The sequence below is a fragment of the Mycobacterium parmense genome, assembly GCF_010730575.1.
Lineage (GTDB): Bacteria > Actinomycetota > Actinomycetes > Mycobacteriales > Mycobacteriaceae > Mycobacterium > Mycobacterium parmense.
In genome coordinates, this window is the sequence record NZ_AP022614.1 from 5,828,505 (window position 1) to 5,846,089 (window position 17,585).

A 17,585-nucleotide genomic window follows, 5' to 3' on the forward strand; every position below is an offset into this window, starting at 1 on the left:
TTGGCATCATCGCCGATTCCTGCGTGAAAACCGTTGCATCCGTGCACTATTCACACTCAAATCGGAGGTAGCCGATAATGCGCACCCTCGTCACCGGCGCTGCCGGGTTCATCGGGTCCACCCTCGTCGATCGGCTGCTGGTGGAAGGTCACCACGTCATCGGGGTCGACAACCTGTGCGCCGGCTCGCCCGCCACCAACCTTTGCTCTGCCCACCGGCACAAGGGGCCGGGCCTGTTCACCTTCGTCGCGGTCGACGTGCGCCACGCCGAACTCGCCGAAGTCGTCGTGAGGTTCAAACCCGACGTGATCTTCCACCTGGCCGCCCAGACCGACGTGCGCAGGTCCGTCGCCGATCCGCAACACGACGCCCGCAACAACGTCCTGGGCACCATCAACCTGCTGGAGGCCAGCAGGCGGGCTGGGGTGCGGCGGATCGTGTACGCCGCCTCCGGTGGCTCACGCTACGGCGCACCGGCCACTTTGCCGGTCACCGAGGAGGCCGCGGTGGACCCGCTTTCCCCGCACGCGGTCTCCAGCGTCGCCAACGAGCTCTACCTGCGTGCCTACGCGGCCATGTACGGGCTCGCACCCATCTGCCTGGCTCTTTCCAACGTGTACGGGCCACGGCAATATCCGCACGCGAGAGCCGGCGTGGTGACGTTGTTCGCCAGCGCGTTGATCTGCGGTCGTCCCACCACCATCTACGGCGACGGCAGCTCGACCCGGGACTACGTCTACGTCGACGACGTGGTGACTGCGTTCCTCTGTGCCGCGGACGCGCCGGCGGCAACCGTGGGCACCTTCAACATCGGCACCGGCGTACAGACGACCGTCGCCGAGTTGCACGAGATGATCGCGGGCGAGGTGGGTGCCGCGGGCACGCCCGATTACCTCGAGGCACGCACCGGAGAGGTGCACGCGAGCGCGCTCGACCCCACGCTGGCGGCCCGCGTGCTGGGCTGGAAACCCGATACGGACCTGACCGATGGGATCAAGCGCACCGTGGACTGGCTGCGGATCGTCCTCGATCCCCGTCCCGCCGCCGTTGCCGGGGCGTGAGCCCCGCCCTTCGCCACGCCCCCGGCAGTTTGCCTGTTTTCATCCGTTGATCACCTTGGATTGCTAGTCTGCCCAGCATGGCCGATGCGCAGTTACACGAGGGCTCAGAAGGCCAGGTTCGCGGCGACGCCGAAACGGACGGACGTCAGCGGGTCGAGCGTCGGCGTAACGGGACCGGCGGTGATTCGCCCACCGAGATCCTCACCCGGCTGCCCGCTCTGGTGGTGCTGGAGCGGATCCCCGTTCCCACCATCGCGATGGCGCGCGACGGCAGCATCCTGTTCGCGAACACGGCGTTCGCCGACATGGTGGGTTACCAGCAGGACCGCTTGACCGGCGCGGCGTTCCCGCAGGTGTTCAACACCGAGCCGGCCGCGTTCAGCGCGCTCTCTGGCGTCGAGGCCCTGGCGAACATGGTCGTGGAGCTGCAGCACAATGAGGGCTGGACCGTGCGGGCCAAGATGAGCAAGTCGGCGCTGATGCGACGCGACGACCCCGTCGTCCTGGTGACGTTTGAGAATCTGACCGAGCGGCTGTGGGTTGACGAGGCCTGACCCCGTCGGTCAGCCTCGCTTGTCGCGTTAGCCTCTTGAGCCGCCGGACGCCGCCGCGAGCCGGATGATCGGGCCCGAAGCGTCAATTCTTCGCATGCACCGGGGTGGCGGCAGCGGTTTGAAGGTCGAGCGCGAGGGCGTCGACCGACACCTTCTTCACGGCGAGCGCATGGCGTCGCTTGATGAACTGGGTGAAGTAGTCGATCCGGTCGGGGTTGGTGAAGCACGTGAGCGCGAGCGTCCACGTCGACTCGAGGTTGTCGAGGTAGCGTTCGGGCTGGTTGAGGTCGCTGATTCGGCGGACGCCCACCCAGAGCGACACCAGCATCTTGGCGATGTCCTCGACTTCGTGGTAGCTGCTGACGTCCCCTTCGCCGACAGCCTTCTCGACGAGGGTGATGACGAACTCAACCCACGACTGCCATCGCGCGTCGGCAATGGCGGTCGTGTTATCCAGGGTCTCGAGGAGTCGGGCGCCCGCTCGCGCGACTTCGTCCTGAGTGTCTTGGACCGCAAGGAAGTACGCGAGGTCGATGAGCGTCTCCAGGCCCGACATCTTGCGCGCCAGCAACTCCGTGACCGCCGCACCGCTCATCTCGGTGACGTCGTCGATGATCGCCATGGCCAGCGCCTGCTTGGAGGGGAAATGGAAGTACATCGCCCCTTTGGTGAGCTCCGCCTCGGCAAGGATGTCGTCGAGGCTCACCATGCTGTATGGGCGGTGAGCGAATTGGCGCGACGCGGCGGCGATCAAGCGGTGACGTGTGTTCCCGGCGCGTCGCTCGCTGCCTTCCGTCATCACTCTCCCTGTCTCGTAGCGGCCGCCGAACAGCGGCGGGACCGCTTCGCGCCACGGCAATTCCGCCACCGAGTCAGTCGCCCCAATGATAAAGGGTGACGACCCGCAGGGTGTGTTGATCCGCCGCAATCAGTGCGTGTCTGACCAGAGCCCCACTTGTCCGCGCGATGTGCGGTAACTATCCATCCCCCGTTTGCTTACGGCTTGTAATTTTACTGCAAGACTGCCAGTTTGTTAATTCTCTCGCACGGAGCCCAAGAGTATGTATTCTGCTAATCCAGATACATCGCCAGTATCTGTGTGCAGGTCGGCGCTAGAGCGGCGGGACCGTCCGCCCCAGGTCACCTGCTTCGTTAAGGAGGAGCTCATGTCGGTCGCCGCCGTACACCTGGGGATGCTGACGCCCATGCCGCCCACGTCCAGCGCCTGGGGGATCGCCGGCGGGACGCGCGCCTACCCGTGCCAAACCGACGGCATCGCTCGCATCGAGCGCCGGCGTAACGGGGGTGCGAACGACTCGCCCATGGACGTGCTGAAACGTTTGCCCGCGGTGGTGGTGCTGGAGCGGATCCCCGTTCCTTCGCTGGCGATGGCGCGCGACGGCAGCATCGTGTTCGCGAACACGGCATTTGCCGAGATGGTGGGTCACGGGCAGGACAGACTGGCCGGGGCGCCATTTTCTCAGATCTTCCATGCCGCGCCGGCCGCGGTGTGCGCACTCTCCGGCGTCGACGCCCTGGCGAACATGGTCGTGGAATTACAGCATTGTGAGGGTTGGACGGTGCGGGCCAGGATGAGCAAGTCGGCGCTGCGGCGACGCGACGACCCGGTCGTGCTGGTGACGTTCGAGGATGTGACGGAGCAACTCTGGCTCGACGAGCAGTAGGGCTGCTCCTCGCCGGGTTTGCCGACCGCGGCGATCAAGCGCCCCCGCCGGCGCCGCGTAGCCGAGCCGAAGGTGAGACGTCCGCCACGCGTGTGATTTGCCCGGACCGGATGCGGGAGTGCGGGCCGCCGGCGCGTGGCCCGACGGCGGCGGCGCCTCAGCCGCGGCCTGCCGGTGCCCGCCCTCGCATCGGGTCGCGACGACGCCTCGGCGCCGCCGCGACGGGCACGGACAGATCTCGTTGCCCCACCGAACCGACCGGAGCGCCTGGAGGCCCATCGGTCTGCATGTGTGCCCGATCGCCGAATTTACGTATGCGATACATAAGAACCATGACTTAAGGTCAGCCAAGTCGTGTACATCGCGCCTAGAAGTATGTATTCTTGCCTCCAAGTAGATCGCCGGTATAGCGAAGTCACCCGAGGGCCGCGCGCGCAGCGCGGACGTCTTCCTATAGGAGGAGCGCATGTCGTTCGTGACCACGCAGCCGTTGGTGCTGGTTTCTGCGGCTGCCGGACTGCAAGGTATCGGCGCGGCCGTCGAGGCCGGAAACGCGGCGGCTTCGGCTCCCACGACCGGCGTCGCACCGGCAGCGGCCGACGAGGTGTCGGCACTGACGGCGGCGCACTTCGCCGCGCAGGCCGTTCAGTATCAGGCGTTGAGTGCCCAGGCCGCCGCGATTCACGAAGCGTTCATCACCACCTTGGTCGCCAGTGCGGGTTCGTATGCGACGACCGAGGTCGCCAACGCGGCCGCGGTTCTCTGAGGTCGCAGGGTCACAACATGGACTACGGAGCTCTACCACCGGAGATCAATTCTGGACGGATGTATGCCGGGCCAGGCTCCGGGTCGATGCTGGCCGCCGCGTCGGCCTGGCACGCGGTAGCGGCCGAGATGCGTACGGCGGCATCCGCTTACGACTTCGTGATCTCTGAACTGACCACCATGTGGTTGGGGCCGTCGGCGACGACGATGGCCGCGGCGGTAACGCCCTACATGGCCTGGATGGCTGCGACAGCGGGCCAGGCCGAGCTGGCGGGCGCGCAGGCGCAGGCGGCGGCGGCCGCCTTCGAGGAGGCGTTCGCCATGACGGTGCCGCCGCCGGTGATCGCGGAGAACCGATTCCAGTTGATGGTGCTGGTCGCGACCAACTTCTTCGGTCAAAACGCACCGGCGATCGCGGCCACCGAGGCGCAGTACGCGGAAATGTGGGCCCAGGACGCCGCGGCGATGTACGGATACGCCGCGAACTCCTCGGCAGCCACCGCGCTGATCACGCCGTTCGAGGCCGCGCCGCAGACGACCACCGAGACCGCCGCGGCCGCCCAGGGCGCCGCAACGGCCCAGGCCGGCGGCGCGTCGAGCGGGTCCGGCGTGCAGTCGTTGCTGTCTCAGTTCATCTCCAACATCTCCGGCGCGCTCCAGCAGCTCGCTTCGCCGCTCTCTTCGGCGACGGGAGGCGGCGGAACATCGACCATCAACCCCCTCGGCGGGATCACCTCCTCCTCCGGGCTGCAGGGCATCGAGTCGAGCCTGATCGCCGAGTACGGGTACCTGCCGGGCTTCTTCTCGTTGACCCTGACGTCCAATGCCCTTGGGCCGCTGATGAACCCCGATGTCTTCCTGCCCTTCATGAACATGGGCGCCGCCGGCGCGCCCGCCGCCGCGTTCCCGGGCGCGGCCGCAGCCCAGGGTGCGCTGGGGGCGGAGGCCGCCGCCGCCGGGAGCGGTCTTGCCGGCATGGGTCAGGCCGCTTCACTGGGCGGAATGTCCGTTCCCGCCAGTTGGGGTTGGGCCGCGGCCGCCCCGGACGGCTTGCTGGGTTCGGTTCCGATGCACATGCTGGCGTCCGCGGCGGTACCGCTTGAGGGCGCCGACCTCGGGGCCGGAATGGGTTTCCCGTTCATGTTCGGTCCGTTACCGCGAGGCGCGGCGTTGGGCGCGGCTGCCGGAGCGGGCGCCGCCGCAGGCGCCGCGGCCGTCAAATACGGCCCGCGTCTGAAGGTGCTCACCCGCTCGCCGGACGCGGCGGCCGAGGAATCGACGTCGCTCCCGGCCTCGGCCGGGGCCGCGAGATACCCGGTCCCGGCGCAATTCCCGACGAACGGGCATGCGCCCCCGGGATACCAGCCGGCGATCGTCTATGTGCCGATCAGCGGGCACGAGCCGGCTGACACATGAGCGGCGGGTTGACAGAGCGTGCACCGATCGGAGAGGACCTCGAGCAGATGCTGAACGATTCAGCGTTCCCGGCAACGACCGCCGGGTGGCGCCGCAGCGAATCCGGTGCCTCTTGAGTACCCGCTTGCATGATTCGAAAACACGGCGCGCGCAAAGCGATTCACTGCCGCGCGCGGTCGTCACCGGTATCGGGCTGGTGACGCCGGTGGGGCGCGGAATCGAGGACTTCTTCTCGGCGCTGTGCGGCCCGACATCCGGTCTGGTCCGCCCGCCCGCCGGACACTTCGCGGACGGGTTGGTCGACGCGATCGGCATCGCGCCGCCGATCGACCCCTTCGACGTGTTGCCGGAGAAGGATGCCCCTTTCGCGGACCGGTTCGCCGTGACGGCGGTGGCCGCGGCGGACGACGCGATCGCGGACTCCGGGATCAAGATCGGTGTCGACGTCGACCCCTTGCGTGTCGCGGCGATCATCGCGACGGCGACCGGCGGCACCATGACCTTCGAACAGGCGGCCCTGGTCCAGCGCGATCAGGGCTTCGACGCCGTGGAACGTCATCTGTTCAACGGTTTTCTGCCGAACATGGCCGCGGCCAGGATCGCCATCAAGTACGGGATCCGCGGGCCGAGCCATGCCATCGCCTCGGCCTGCACGGCCAGCGCGCAGGCCGTCGCGGAGGGATTGCGGCTGATCCGCGCGGGTGACGCCGACGTGGTGATCTGTGGCGGCACCGAAGGGCCACTCGGCCCCACGGGGCTCGCCGGGTTCTACAACGCGGGGACGCTGGCCACCGGGTGGGCCGACCCGACCGCCGCCAGCAGGCCCTTCGACAGCGACCGCAACGGCTTCGTCGTCGGCGAGGGTGGCGGCGTGCTGGTGATCGAAAGCGCGGAGATCGTCGAGGCGCGCGGGGGCAGCGGATACGCCGACCTGATCGGCTGGGGTGCGACCAGCGACGCCTACCACCTGGCCGTCCCGCGTCCCGACGCCTCGGGAATCGCCGACTGCATGCGAATCGCGTTGCGCAATGCCGGCGTGACGCCCCGTGAGGCCGGCTATCTCAACGCCCACGGGACCGGAACCCGCGTCGGCGACATGACCGAGGTGAAGGCCATCCGTGCGGTGTTCGGCGACGACCAGCCGCTGGTGAGTTCCACCAAGGGCGTCACGGGCCACCTCCTCGGCGGCGGCGGTGTGGTGGAGGCGGCGGCAACCGTGCTGGCGCTGGCGCGCGGCCAACTGCCGCCGACGAAAAACCTGGACCAGCCGGACAGCAGGTGCGACCTCAACCACCTGCGCGACAACGCCGTGGCGAAATCCGTCGACATCGCCATGTCCAACTCCTTCGCCTTCGGCGGCCACAACGTGAGTTTGGTCTTCAGCCCACCGTCAACCGGTCGCCGGCGCGGCGGTGCGCAGCCTGCCGAGGCGGTTTGAGATGGCACGCAAGCATTTTCATCGCTCGGCAGGGCTGGGGGCCCTGCCGGACAGTTATTCGCCTTCGGGGGGACATGTGACGCGGCGACGCGCTCGGAGAACACGGCCGAGCGTCCGAGCGGTCAGCAACCCATCCCCGCGAAGTGACTAGGAAATCATGGTGCAACTAGCTTTCCCCGATGTCGATATCGCACGCCCCGGCGCCGATGTCGCTGACGACGTGGTCGCGGACTTCGCCGCCGCGGCCCGAGAATGGCCTCATCGTCCCGCCATCGTGCACAACGGGATGCTCGTCACCTACCAGGACTTCGCCGAGAACGTCCGCGTCACCGCATCGCGCTACCGGGCGCGCCGCGCGGATTGCGACGGGCCGACAAATCTGATCGGCACGCTGGTCTCGCACACACCCGCCGTGGTGGAGCACCTGCTCGCCATCCTGCAGGCCTGCGCCACGTACTGCCCGATCGACGCTGCCCTTCCCGCCGCCCGTAAGCAGGCACTGGCCACGGCACTGGGGCTCGATCGCCTGTTCGCGGTGGCGCCGGTCGACGTCGATCCCACACACATCCGGATCGAGACCGTTGTCGACGAGGAACCGGTGGCTGCGGACGCCGACCCGTCGCAGGCTTCATGGCACCGCAGTGACCCGGCGTACGTGCTGTGCACCTCGGGTTCGACCGGCGCGCCGAAGCCGGTGGTGGTCTCCCGGCAGGCCCTGACCGCCACGGTGCGATCGCTGCGCGACCTCTTCGCGATCACCCCCGAAGACCGGGTGCTCCAGTTCGCGTCGCTCGGCTGGGACACCTGTCTGGAAGAGATACTGCCCGCGCTGACCGCCGGCGCGACACTGGTTTTCGACGACGCGGCCCACTCCGGCTCCTTCCCGCGCTTCGTGCGCATGCTGGCCGACCGGGAAGTCAGCGTGCTCGACCTGCCGACGGCGTTCTGGCACGAACTGGTGCTCTTCCTGCACGAGGAGCAGGCAGCTCTGCCGTCCAGCGTCCGATTGGTGATCATCGGGGGCGAGCGGGTCGATCCCACCCGGCTGCGCCAGTGGCGAGGCCTCGACGTCGGGCACATCCGGCTGCTCAACACCTACGGGTGCACCGAGACGACCATGATCACCCACGCGGCCCAACTGGCGGGACCCGGAACCGAATCGGAGGTCGCCGCGCGGGACACCGACGCGCCAATCGGGCGCCCGCTACCCCACGTGCGCGATCACGTCACGGAGGAGGGGGAGCTGCTGATCTCGGGTCCGTCGCTGGCCACCGGATACCTCGGAATGCCCGAACTCACCGCGAAGGGATTCCCCGTCGCTGACCATGGCGACGGGCCGGCCCGCTGGTTCCACACCGGCGACCTGGTCAGTCGTGGCGACAACGGGCTGCTGTATTCCCTCGGCCGCGCCGACGAACAGGTGAAAGTGCTTGGCGTGCGTGTACATCCGGCCGAGGTAGAGGCGCAGCTCAACGCCCACCCCGCGGTCACGGGCGCCGTCGTGGTCGGCGAGCGGATCCTCGGGCACACGTCGTTGACGGCCTACGTCGCTCGCGCCGGGTCGGCCACACCGGCGGAACTGAAGCGCTACCTGCGCGAGCGCCTGCCCAGCCAATTCGTGCCCAGTCGGGTGAAATTCGTTCCCGCACTGGCTTACACGCCGACCGGCAAAGTCGATCGGGCGGCAACGCGACGCGCCGCAGCAGACCACAACAGCAAAGGAGCAGACCAGTGAGCGCCGACTACATCGTCGACATCTTCAAGAGAGTTCTCGACACCCCTGAGGTGGATTCGAGTTCCGACTTCTTCGAACTCGGCGGCGATTCGCTGCTGGCCACGCGCGTGCTGAGCGCAATCGCGCGTGAGTACGGGACCGAGTTGCTGTTCGAAGACTTCGTCGACGACCCGTCCGCCGAGGGTCTGTTCGCCAAAGTCGCGGGCGCAACCGCGCGGTGAGCGGAACAGACATGCGGGTAGTCGTCGTCGGCGCCGGCCTCGCCGGGCTGACCGCTGCGGTCGAGTTGGCGGCGGCGGGCGCGGATGTCACCGTGCTGGAGGCGCGCGACCGAGTGGGCGGCAGGATGCACGGTATCCCGGTGTCGGCCAACACCTTCGCCGATGGCGGGGCCGCCTACCTGGGTGTGCGGCACACCGAACTGCTGGCGATGATGGCTGAATACGGGCTCGCCGTGGCCTCCACCGGGATGGTCGGTGACAGCACCTTCCTGATCTCAGGTCAGCGCACCACGACGGCGAGCCGGATGCCTCCGCTGGACGTCATCGCTTTGGGCGAGCTCTTCGACCGGCTCGAGGACCTCGTTGCCCAGGTCCGGCCTGACGCGCCTTGGCTGAGTCCGCGCGCCGCAAGTCTCGACCGGCTCACGGCCGCACAGTGGTTGGCCGAGGAGGTCAAACACCCCGACGCCCAGACCTTTTTCCCGCTGTTCATCGGCGAGATGATGGCGGCCGATCCGGCGGCCATCTCGGCGCTGCACATGGGCTTCTACTTGACCTCGGGCGGCGGGATCCGCTACCTGAACGCCTTTCAGGGCGGGGCCCAGGAGTGGCGGGTCGACGGCGGGTCGCACCTGCTGTGTGAGGCTCTGGCGCAACGGCTCGGCGACCGGGTGCGATTGAGCCTGCCGGTAAGCGCGATCGACCAGGACGTCGACGGCGTTGTCGTGCATTGTGTTTCGGACGTGGACGGCACGCGATCGGAATACCGGGCCGACCGGGTGATCGTCGCCGTCCCGCCGCTTCTCGCGCAGCGGATCGAATTCCGCCCCGCCCTGCAGTCCCCGCGGGCAACCGGTGCCACCGGCCGCGGCTGTGCCATCAAAGTGCATCTGAGCTACCCGGCACCGGTGTGGCGGGAGCAGGGACTGTCCGGCTGGTCGGTCAGCGCCAACGGGCCACTGCTTTCCACGGTGGACGATTCGCCGCCGGATCAGTCCGTGGGTGTGCTCACCGGATTCGTCACCGGCGCGGCAGCGTCGGCGTTCAGCGCCCTCTCGCCGATTCAGCAGCGGGACGCGGCACTGGACCACGCCCGGCGGCTCTTCCCGCAGTTACCGCCGCCGACGCGTTGCACGGTGACCGACTGGGTGGCCGAGGAATACAGCAAAGGCTGCTACGCCGCCTTGTTCGGCCCGGGTGACTGGTTGCGGCTCGGACCGACACTCACCGCACCGCACGGGCGCGTCCACTGGGCCGGCACGGAAACCAGCCTGGAGTTTTTCGGCCTCATGGAAGGGGCGATCAGGTCGGGGCAGCGTGTCGCGACTGAATTGATCCACGGCGCCGTACCGGCGACCGCTTCGGGAAAGGTCATGTCACTATGACGGAGCTCGCCGATATCGCGCGTGACGGTTACGACGCCACCGTCGATCAGCCGTACACCTACGTGCGTAAGCTGCTGGCCGAACCGGACTGGCGCCGCTACCCGGGCTGGGCGCGGGTCACCGAGGCCGAGTGGCGCGACGCGCAATGGCAACGGGCGCACTCCATCAAGAACATCGGGCAGCTGCGCGCCGTGGTCGGCGACCTGGTCGACGAGGGTTTCTACGCCGACCTGGCCGCCGATCAACAGCAACGGGCCACCATGTCGATGCTGTTGCCGCCGCAGATGCTGAACACCATGGCACCCAGCGGCATCCCGGGACGCCATGCGCTCACCGAGGCGTTCTACGCGGACCCGGTCCGGCGTTACATGCTGCCGGTGCTCAGCGATCGCGATCCGCAGTGGTGCTCACATCCGCACGCCGAGCGGGACTCGTTGCACGAAAGCGACATGTGGGTCGTCGAGGGCCTGACCCATCGATACCCGACCAAGGTGCTCGCCGAGATGGTGCCCACCTGCCCGCAATATTGCGGCCACTGCACGCGGATGGACCTGGTCGGGAATTCCACGCCGACGGTCACCAAGGCCAAGCTGTCGCTGCAGCCCGCCGATCGGCAGGAAAGGATGCTGGACTACCTGCGCGCCACGCCGACGGTGCGCGATGTGGTGGTCTCCGGCGGTGATGTGGCCAACGTGCCGTGGCCGCGCCTGGAGGCGTTCGTCACGGCGTTGCTCGAGATCGACACGATCCGCGACATCCGGCTGGCGACGAAGGCGCTCGCCGCGGTGCCGCAGCACTGGCTGCAACTCAAGGTGCTCGACGGGGTGTACCAGATCGCGCACCTGGCGCGGGCCCGTGGTGTCAACTTGGCGGTGCACACCCACATCAACCACGTGCAGTCGGTGACGCCGCTGGTGGCGGAGGCGGCACGGGCGCTGCTCGACGCGGGCCTGCGTGATGTGCGTAACCAGGGGGTGTTGCTTCGCGGTGTGAACGCCACCGCCACCGATCTGCTCGACCTCTGCTTTGCGCTGCAGGGCGAGGCGAACATCCTGCCCTACTACTTCTATATGTGCGACATGATCCCCAACGCCGAACACTGGCGGGTGGCGCTGTGGGAAGCCCAGCAGTTGCAGTCGGAGATCATGGGCTATCTGCCCGGCTTCGCGACGCCGCGGCTGGTGTGCGACGTTCCGTTCGTCGGCAAGCGGTGGGTCCACCAGGTCATCTACTACGACCGGATCAGGGGTATCTCGCACTGGAGCAAGAACTACCGCACCGGGCTGGACGGAACGGACATCGACGCGCTCAACCGGGTCTACCCCTATTACGACCCGATCGACAGTCTGCCGCCTGCCGGACAGGCGTGGTGGCAGAAGATCTACAACCGTCCCGGCGCCACGGCGCGTCCGGGAGGGCACGGGCCGCAGGCTTCGAACGTGGATCGGGGCGCGCAAGACCTGCCCTCGCCCAGTATGCCCACCGAGGGGGCTGAGGTCGCCGCCGCGCCGGACGCGTCCGGCTCGTCAGAAGCGCTGCTGGCGCGATTGCGCCACCCGTCCAGCACGTCGGCCCGGGCGACTCGTCCGGCCGGCCTTCCGTTGCCCGGCGACGAGCCGCTGCCGATGCCCGACTACGCCGAGCCGGCGGGCCGCTTGTTGTGATCGCTTCGCGGGCGCGCGCGGACCGGTGGGTCCGCGCGCGCCTTTCGCGTTTGTACGGGGATGCGGCGCCGTCGCGATGCGTGCCGGACCGGATGGTCTGTGATTTCCGGTCAGTCGAGGTCGGGGCGAGGCTGCATGGGTCAGAAAAAGACCCAGAGTTAGGTAAGTAGATGACAGAGCGCCAGAAAGTATGTATTCTGGGGGCATAAGCACATCATCGGTACATCAGTTCGTGAATGTCGCTGGAGGCACCGCCGTCACCGCGGCCTGGTACGGAGTCAGACCGACTTCCGTTAGGAGCAGGACATGTCCTTCAAGCCCGCGTGGCCGGAATCGCCGGCAATCGCGCCACACGCCGTGACGACTAGCTGAGATCGAGAGTCTTCCGCATGGATTACGGAGCGCTACCGCCGGAAGTCAATTCCGCACGGATGTATGCAGGTCCAGGGGCTGGACCGATGCTGGCCGCCGCGTCCGCGTGGTCGGCCGTGGCCGCCGACCTGAACAACGCGGCGATGTCGTACGGCTCGGTGATATCAGCGCTCGCGGACGGGTCCTGGGTGGGGCCGTCGTCGGCGACGATGGCCGAAGCGGTCGCACCCTACGTCGAATGGATGAGCGCGACCGGCGGACAGGCCGAGGTGGCGGCCGCGCAGGCCCAGGCGGCCGCCGCGGCCTACGAATCGGCGTTCTCCATGACCGTGCCGCCACCGGTGATCGCCGAAAACCGGGCTCAGCTGATGATGCTGACCGCGACGAATTACTTCAACCAGAACGCCACGGCGATCGCGGCGACCGAGGCCGAATACGCGGAGATGTGGGCACAGGACGCGGCGGCCATGTACGGGTACGCGGCCAATTCGGCGGCGGCAACAGCCCAGGTGTCACAGTTCACCGCGGCTCCCCCGACTACCAATGCCGCCGGTGTGGCGGCCCAGGGTGCCGCGGGTAGCCAGGCCGCCGGCACGTCGATCGGCTCGGTGCAGTCGGCGTTGTCGGGATTCATCTCCAACATCTCCAACTCGCTGCAGAGCCTGGCTTCCCCGTTGGGTTCCGCCGTGTCCGGGGTGCCGAACTCCCTGGGCGGTTCCCTCGGCCTCTCCTCGGCCCAGATTCAGGGCGTCGAGTCGAGCCTGATCGCGGAATACGGTTATCTCCCAGGCTTTTTCGCGCTGATGATGACGTCGAATGCGCTTGGGCCGCTGATGAATCCCGACGTCTTCCTGCCCTTCATGAACATGGCCGGCGGTGCGCCGGGTGCCGCCGCGGCTGCGGCGGCCCCGGCCGCGCTCGGAGCGGAATTCGCCGGCGGCATGGGCGGTTTGGCCGGCGCGGGCCTCGGCGGTGCGGCGAGCCTCGGTCAGGCCGCTTCGCTTGGCGCGCTGTCGGTGCCAGCAAGCTGGGGCTGGGCCGCGGCGGGGCCGGCCGCGATGTTGGGCGGGATGCCGATGGCGGCGCCGATCGCCGCGGTCGACCCGTACATCGCCGGCGGTCTGGGGCTGCCCTTCATGCCGATGGCGTTGCCGGCCGGTGCCGCCGCCGCGAGCGCCGCCGGTAAGGGCGGGAAGTACGGGTTGCCGCTCGCCGCCGTGATGACGCGGCCGCCGGCCGCCGGCTACGGGCCGTCGCGCAACGGGGTTCAACCCGCGGCGGCGTATCCGGTACCGGCCGGCTTTCCGACGAACGGGCACGCCCCGCCCGGATATCAACCGGCCATCGTCTACGTGCCGATGCCGAACAACGCGAACAAGTCGAGCAAGGTCTGACCCTGCCAGACCTCCGTCTGATCGGGTCTGCAGCCATGAAGTTTTTCAATGAGCACTAGCGATGGGATGTAAGGTGACCGCGAGTTCTAACACCGTCTCCCGCCAGTTGTGCGGAGCGACAGAAGATGTCGACATATGCGCCCCCGTCCATGAGGGCGCGGTGGTTCGATCATGACATCGATCGATCTGCCCGACCTCCCGCCTGCCAGGACGCCGTCCGAGTCCCTGTCCGCGACGCAGCGGGCCAATGCCGGTGTGGCGCTTCTGCTCAATCGTCGGCGGCCGGGCCGAGGGTTGAGTCTGGTTGACACCGCTGTCGGATCGCACACGTCATCGCGTGTGCCGGTCACGGCCGACCAGCACACCGACAGTCGTCGGCTCCGTGCACTCCTGAGCAGGATCCGCGCGTGGATGTGCGTGCCTCCGGTCGACTTCGTGTTGATCCTGGCACCGATCTTGTGGCGTCCCTACCAGATTCACGCGGTCGTCACGATGGCGGTGCTGGGAGTGTTCCTGCTCTCGGGTGGAGGGCGTTATCGCGCGCGGCTGCACCTGAGCGTCCTCGACGAGTTGCCCACCATCCTGGCCCGCCTGTTGACGGCCGCGGCGGCCGTCGCGCTGGTTATCGCGATGCTCTACCCACAGGAAGCGGTGCTCAGATTCCTCAATACCGCCTGCTTCTCCATCGCCCTGGTGGTGGCCGGGCGCGTGTTCACCACGCAGTTGATCGCGCTGGGGCGCCGGACCGGCATCACCAGACACCACACCGTGTGCATCGGGGGCGGCCCGCTCGCCGCCGAGCTGACCAAGATCCTGGCTGAGCACCGCGAATACGGCCTGGCCGTCGACGGATTCGTCGACGAGGGCGAAGATCACTTTGCGCAGGAAGAGGTTCCGCGCCTGGGGAGCCTGCGCGACCTCGACGCCGCGGTCCTGGCCACCGGAGCCGACGTACTGCTGATCGCTGACGGCAATTTCCAGGAGCGCGTGCTGCTGGACGCCGTCCGTAGCTCGGTGTGCCAGCGGGCCGACCTGCTGATCGTGCCGCGCATGCATCACTTCCACACTCAGACGGGGATGGCCGATCACATCGGCTCGATACCCGTGATGCGGATCCGCACCCCGAACCTTCGCGGGCCGTCGCGGTTGATCAAGCGGTTGTTCGACATTGTGATCGCGTTGACCGCGGCAGTGCTGGTGCTGCCGTTGATGGTGTCGGCCGCGATCGCGGTACGGCTCGAAGGCGGCCCGGGAATCTTGTTCCGGCAGACCAGGATCGGACGCGACGGCAAGCGCTTCGAGGTGCTCAAATTCCGCACGATGAAGCCGGCCAACGAGCGCGAGTCGGAGACGAACTGGTGCGTGGCCACCGACCCCCGCGTGGGTCGGGTCGGCAAGTTCCTCCGGCGCACCTCGATCGACGAGCTGCCACAGCTGTGGAACATCATCCGCGGTGACATGACACTGGTGGGCCCGCGCCCCGAGCGACCCTACTTCGTCGAGCAGTTCTCGCAGCAGTTCGACAGGTACGCCCACCGCCACCGGGTGCAGGCCGGGCTCACCGGTCTCGCTCAGGTCAGCGGGCTGCGTGGAAACACGTCGATCGCCGACCGCGCCCGCTACGACAACTTCTACATCGAGAACTGGTCGCTGTGGCTGGATATGAAGATCATCCTCCGGACCTTCTCCGAAGTCGTTTTCCATGGCGGCCGGTGAGCGAGGAATGCACATGCACCTCACATACGGCGCTACAACGCCGACCACAACAGGGGAGTCGAAGTAACCGTGGCCGACGTCCAACCTATCCCGCGTGATGCGCGGGTCTACATAGCGGGCCACCGCGGCCTCGCGGGTTCGGCAATCTGGCGTGCGATGCAGCACGCCGGTTTCCGGCACCTCTTCGGTGCGGCTTCACGTGAGGTCGACCTCCGTGACCGTGCCGCCGCGTTCTCCTACATGAACGAGGTGCGGCCCGACGTCGTCGTTCTCGCCGCCGCCCGTGTCGGCGGGATCGTCGCCAACAGCACCTATCCCGTCGACTTCTTGTCCGACAACCTGCGGATCCAGGTCAACGTGATGGATGCCGCGCTCGCGGCGGGCGTGGGCCGGTTGCTGTTCCTCGGATCCTCTTGCATCTACCCGAAATTCGCCGAGCAGCCGATCAAGGAATCCAGCCTGTTGACCGGCGAGCTCGAGCCGACCAACGACGCCTACGCGGTGGCAAAGATTGCTGGGCTGACGCAGGTCGGTGCTGTGCGCCGGCAGTACGGCTTGCCGTGGATCTCGGCGATGCCCACCAATCTCTATGGGCCGGGGGACAATTTCGACCCCGAGACCTCCCATGTGCTGCCCAGCTTGATCCGGCGCTTCCACGAGGCGGTGCGGGACGGCCGCGAGCAGGTGACGCTGTGGGGGACCGGAACGCCTCGCCGGGAGTTTCTGCACTCGGACGACCTCGGGGGCGCCGTCGTCGCCCTGCTGGACAACTATGACTCGGCGGAAACGATCAACGTGGGTTCCGGCGAGGACATCAGCATCCGGGAGCTCGCCGAGTTGATCGCCGAGGTCGTCGGCTTCAAGGGCGAGATAGTGCAGGACACGAGCCGCCCGGACGGCACGCCGCGCAAATTGCTCGATGTCTCGCGGATCAAACGTCTCGGCTGGAGCCCGGCGATCGGCCTGCGCGAGGGACTTCAGAGCTTCTACCACTGGTTCGTCGAGAACCACGAAGAGGCCCGGCTGAGCGCGGTGTGCCGGTGAGCAACAACCAAAAGCATTGGACAACAACAACAAAGGACCGCGTCGCGGCTCCGGCGGATGAAACTTCCGGCATTGCCGGGATCAGGAGGTGTGGGGTGAAGAAAGCTCTGATAACCGGAGTTACCGGACAGGATGGTTCCTACCTGGCGGAGTTGCTGCTTGACAAGGGATATGAAGTCCACGGCATGATTCGGCGTGGTTCGACGTTCACGACGTCGCGGATCGAGCATCTCTACACCGATCCACACCAGGACGACGCGCGTTTCTTCCTGCACTACGGAGACCTGACCGACGGCTCACGCCTGGTCACCCTGCTGCAGAAGGTACAGCCCGACGAGGTCTATCACCTCGGGGCGCAGTCCCATGTGCGCGTGAGCTTCGACGAGCCCGAGTTCACCGGCGACACAACCGGCATGGGCACCACTCGCCTCCTCGAGGCGATCCGCATGATCGGACTCGACTGCCGCTTCTATCAGGCGTCCAGCTCGGAGATGTTCGGCGCCACACCGCCGCCCCAGAACGAGCTGACACCTTTCCACCCGCGCAGCCCCTACGGCGTCGCGAAGGTCTACGGCTACTGGATGGCGCGCAACTACCGCGAGGCCTACGGCATGTACGCGGTCAACGGGATCCTGTTCAACCACGAATCGCCGCGCCGGGGTGAGACGTTCGTCACCCGCAAGGTGACACGGGCGGTCGCGCGTATCAAGGCGGGGCTCGACAAGGAGCTTTACCTGGGCAACCTCGACGCCGTGCGCGACTGGGGCTACGCCAAGGAATACGTGGAGGGGATGTGGCGGATGCTGCAAGCCCCCGAGCCCTCCGACTACGTGCTGGCCACCGGGACCTCCTACAGCGTTCGCGACTTCGTCACGGTCGCGTTCGATCATGCGGGCCTGGACTGGGAGCGGTACGTGAAGTTCGACGAGCGCTACATTCGTCCCTCCGAGGTGGACTCGCTCATCGGAGACGCCTCGAAGGCGGAATCGGAGCTGGGCTGGAAGCCGCACACCTACATGCGGGACTTGGCGCGGCTGATGGTCGACGCGGACTACGAGGCCGCCCTGGGCCAGGTCGCGGCGAACGAGGAGCGCGACTGGCAGGCGACACGGATCGACAGCAGGACCACATCGAT

General features: G+C 67.5%; 14 protein-coding genes and 1 pseudogene. 14 read left to right on the plus strand and 1 reads right to left on the minus strand.

What is annotated here, in order from left to right:
- The first annotated feature begins 77 nt into the window (after positions 1 to 77).
- Together G6N48_RS27065 and G6N48_RS27070 are read left to right on the plus strand one after the other, a co-directional pair.
- Positions 78 to 1,061, plus strand: coding sequence for an NAD-dependent epimerase/dehydratase family protein (locus G6N48_RS27065; protein WP_085269809.1), 984 nt, complete (start codon positions 78 to 80; stop codon positions 1,059 to 1,061).
- Between the two features lie 197 nt (positions 1,062 to 1,258).
- A complete protein-coding gene (locus G6N48_RS27070; RefSeq protein ID WP_232066833.1) occupies positions 1,259 to 1,615 on the plus strand; it encodes a PAS domain S-box protein in 357 nt (118 codons plus the stop codon).
- Positions 1,616 to 1,697: 82 nt separating this feature from the next.
- On the opposite strand, the gene G6N48_RS27075 is transcribed toward G6N48_RS27070, so the two are convergent.
- On the minus strand, positions 1,698 to 2,543 hold the full coding sequence (locus tag G6N48_RS27075; protein WP_232066725.1) for a TetR/AcrR family transcriptional regulator: 846 nt from the start codon (positions 2,541 to 2,543) through the stop codon (positions 1,698 to 1,700).
- A gap of 394 nt (positions 2,544 to 2,937) precedes the next feature.
- On the opposite strand from G6N48_RS27075, the gene G6N48_RS27080 reads away from it, so the two are divergent.
- The 12 genes and pseudogenes from G6N48_RS27080 to gmd all read left to right on the plus strand — a co-directional run.
- Positions 2,938 to 3,300: a PAS domain S-box protein gene (locus tag G6N48_RS27080; RefSeq protein WP_085270112.1), complete on the plus strand. Its 363-nt coding sequence runs from the start codon at positions 2,938 to 2,940 to the stop codon at positions 3,298 to 3,300.
- A 466-nt stretch (positions 3,301 to 3,766) separates the two neighbouring features.
- Positions 3,767 to 4,066 (plus strand): PE family protein, encoded by a 300-nt coding sequence (locus G6N48_RS27085; protein WP_085269807.1) that lies wholly within the window; start codon positions 3,767 to 3,769, stop codon positions 4,064 to 4,066.
- Positions 4,067 to 4,083: 17 nt separating this feature from the next.
- A complete protein-coding gene (locus tag G6N48_RS27090; RefSeq protein ID WP_085269806.1) occupies positions 4,084 to 5,481 on the plus strand; it encodes a PPE family protein in 1,398 nt (465 codons plus the stop codon).
- Between the two features lie 124 nt (positions 5,482 to 5,605).
- Complete coding sequence (locus tag G6N48_RS27095; protein ID WP_197745609.1) at positions 5,606 to 6,919, plus strand: beta-ketoacyl-[acyl-carrier-protein] synthase family protein; 1,314 nt, start codon at positions 5,606 to 5,608, stop codon at positions 6,917 to 6,919.
- Positions 6,920 to 7,076: 157 nt separating this feature from the next.
- Positions 7,077 to 8,654, plus strand: coding sequence for an AMP-binding protein (locus tag G6N48_RS27100; protein ID WP_085269804.1), 1,578 nt, complete (start codon positions 7,077 to 7,079; stop codon positions 8,652 to 8,654).
- A complete protein-coding gene (locus tag G6N48_RS27105) occupies positions 8,651 to 8,875 on the plus strand; it encodes an acyl carrier protein (protein WP_085269803.1) in 225 nt (74 codons plus the stop codon). The genes G6N48_RS27100 and G6N48_RS27105 overlap by 4 nt, the downstream gene beginning before the upstream one ends.
- A gap of 11 nt (positions 8,876 to 8,886) precedes the next feature.
- A complete protein-coding gene (locus tag G6N48_RS27110; protein ID WP_085270111.1) occupies positions 8,887 to 10,260 on the plus strand; it encodes a flavin monoamine oxidase family protein in 1,374 nt (457 codons plus the stop codon).
- Entirely contained in the window at positions 10,257 to 11,924 is a 1,668-nt protein-coding gene (locus G6N48_RS27115; RefSeq protein WP_232066726.1) for a KamA family radical SAM protein, read from the plus strand. Before G6N48_RS27110 ends, G6N48_RS27115 begins: the two co-directional genes overlap by 4 nt.
- A gap of 389 nt (positions 11,925 to 12,313) precedes the next feature.
- Positions 12,314 to 13,690, plus strand: coding sequence for a PPE family protein (locus tag G6N48_RS28775; protein WP_085269802.1), 1,377 nt, complete (start codon positions 12,314 to 12,316; stop codon positions 13,688 to 13,690).
- A 411-nt stretch (positions 13,691 to 14,101) separates the two neighbouring features.
- Positions 14,102 to 15,406, plus strand: coding sequence for a sugar transferase (locus G6N48_RS27125; RefSeq protein ID WP_085270110.1), 1,305 nt, complete (start codon positions 14,102 to 14,104; stop codon positions 15,404 to 15,406).
- Positions 15,407 to 15,475: 69 nt separating this feature from the next.
- Complete coding sequence (locus tag G6N48_RS27130) at positions 15,476 to 16,450, plus strand: GDP-L-fucose synthase family protein (RefSeq protein WP_085269801.1); 975 nt, start codon at positions 15,476 to 15,478, stop codon at positions 16,448 to 16,450.
- A gap of 95 nt (positions 16,451 to 16,545) precedes the next feature.
- Positions 16,546 to 17,511, plus strand: a pseudogene (gmd, locus tag G6N48_RS27135) (GDP-mannose 4,6-dehydratase); the annotation flags it as partial.
- Positions 17,512 to 17,585: the final 74 nt, after the last annotated feature.

Bases quoted from the DNA above. Each gene is read 5' to 3' on its own strand.
- G6N48_RS27065 (WP_085269809.1), top strand. From the start codon at position 78: ATGCGCACCCTCGTCACCGGCGCTGCCGGGTTCATCGGGTCCACCCTC.
- G6N48_RS27080 (WP_085270112.1), top strand. From the start codon at position 2,938: ATGGACGTGCTGAAACGTTTGCCCGCGGTGGTGGTGCTGGAGCGGATC.
- G6N48_RS27085 (WP_085269807.1), top strand. From the start codon at position 3,767: ATGTCGTTCGTGACCACGCAGCCGTTGGTGCTGGTTTCTGCGGCTGCC.
- G6N48_RS27090 (WP_085269806.1), top strand. From the start codon at position 4,084: ATGGACTACGGAGCTCTACCACCGGAGATCAATTCTGGACGGATGTAT.
- G6N48_RS27100 (WP_085269804.1), top strand. From the start codon at position 7,077: ATGGTGCAACTAGCTTTCCCCGATGTCGATATCGCACGCCCCGGCGCC.
- G6N48_RS27110 (WP_085270111.1), top strand. From the start codon at position 8,887: ATGCGGGTAGTCGTCGTCGGCGCCGGCCTCGCCGGGCTGACCGCTGCG.
- G6N48_RS27115 (WP_232066726.1), top strand. From the start codon at position 10,257: ATGACGGAGCTCGCCGATATCGCGCGTGACGGTTACGACGCCACCGTC.
- G6N48_RS28775 (WP_085269802.1), top strand. From the start codon at position 12,314: ATGGATTACGGAGCGCTACCGCCGGAAGTCAATTCCGCACGGATGTAT.
- G6N48_RS27125 (WP_085270110.1), top strand. From the start codon at position 14,102: ATGTGCGTGCCTCCGGTCGACTTCGTGTTGATCCTGGCACCGATCTTG.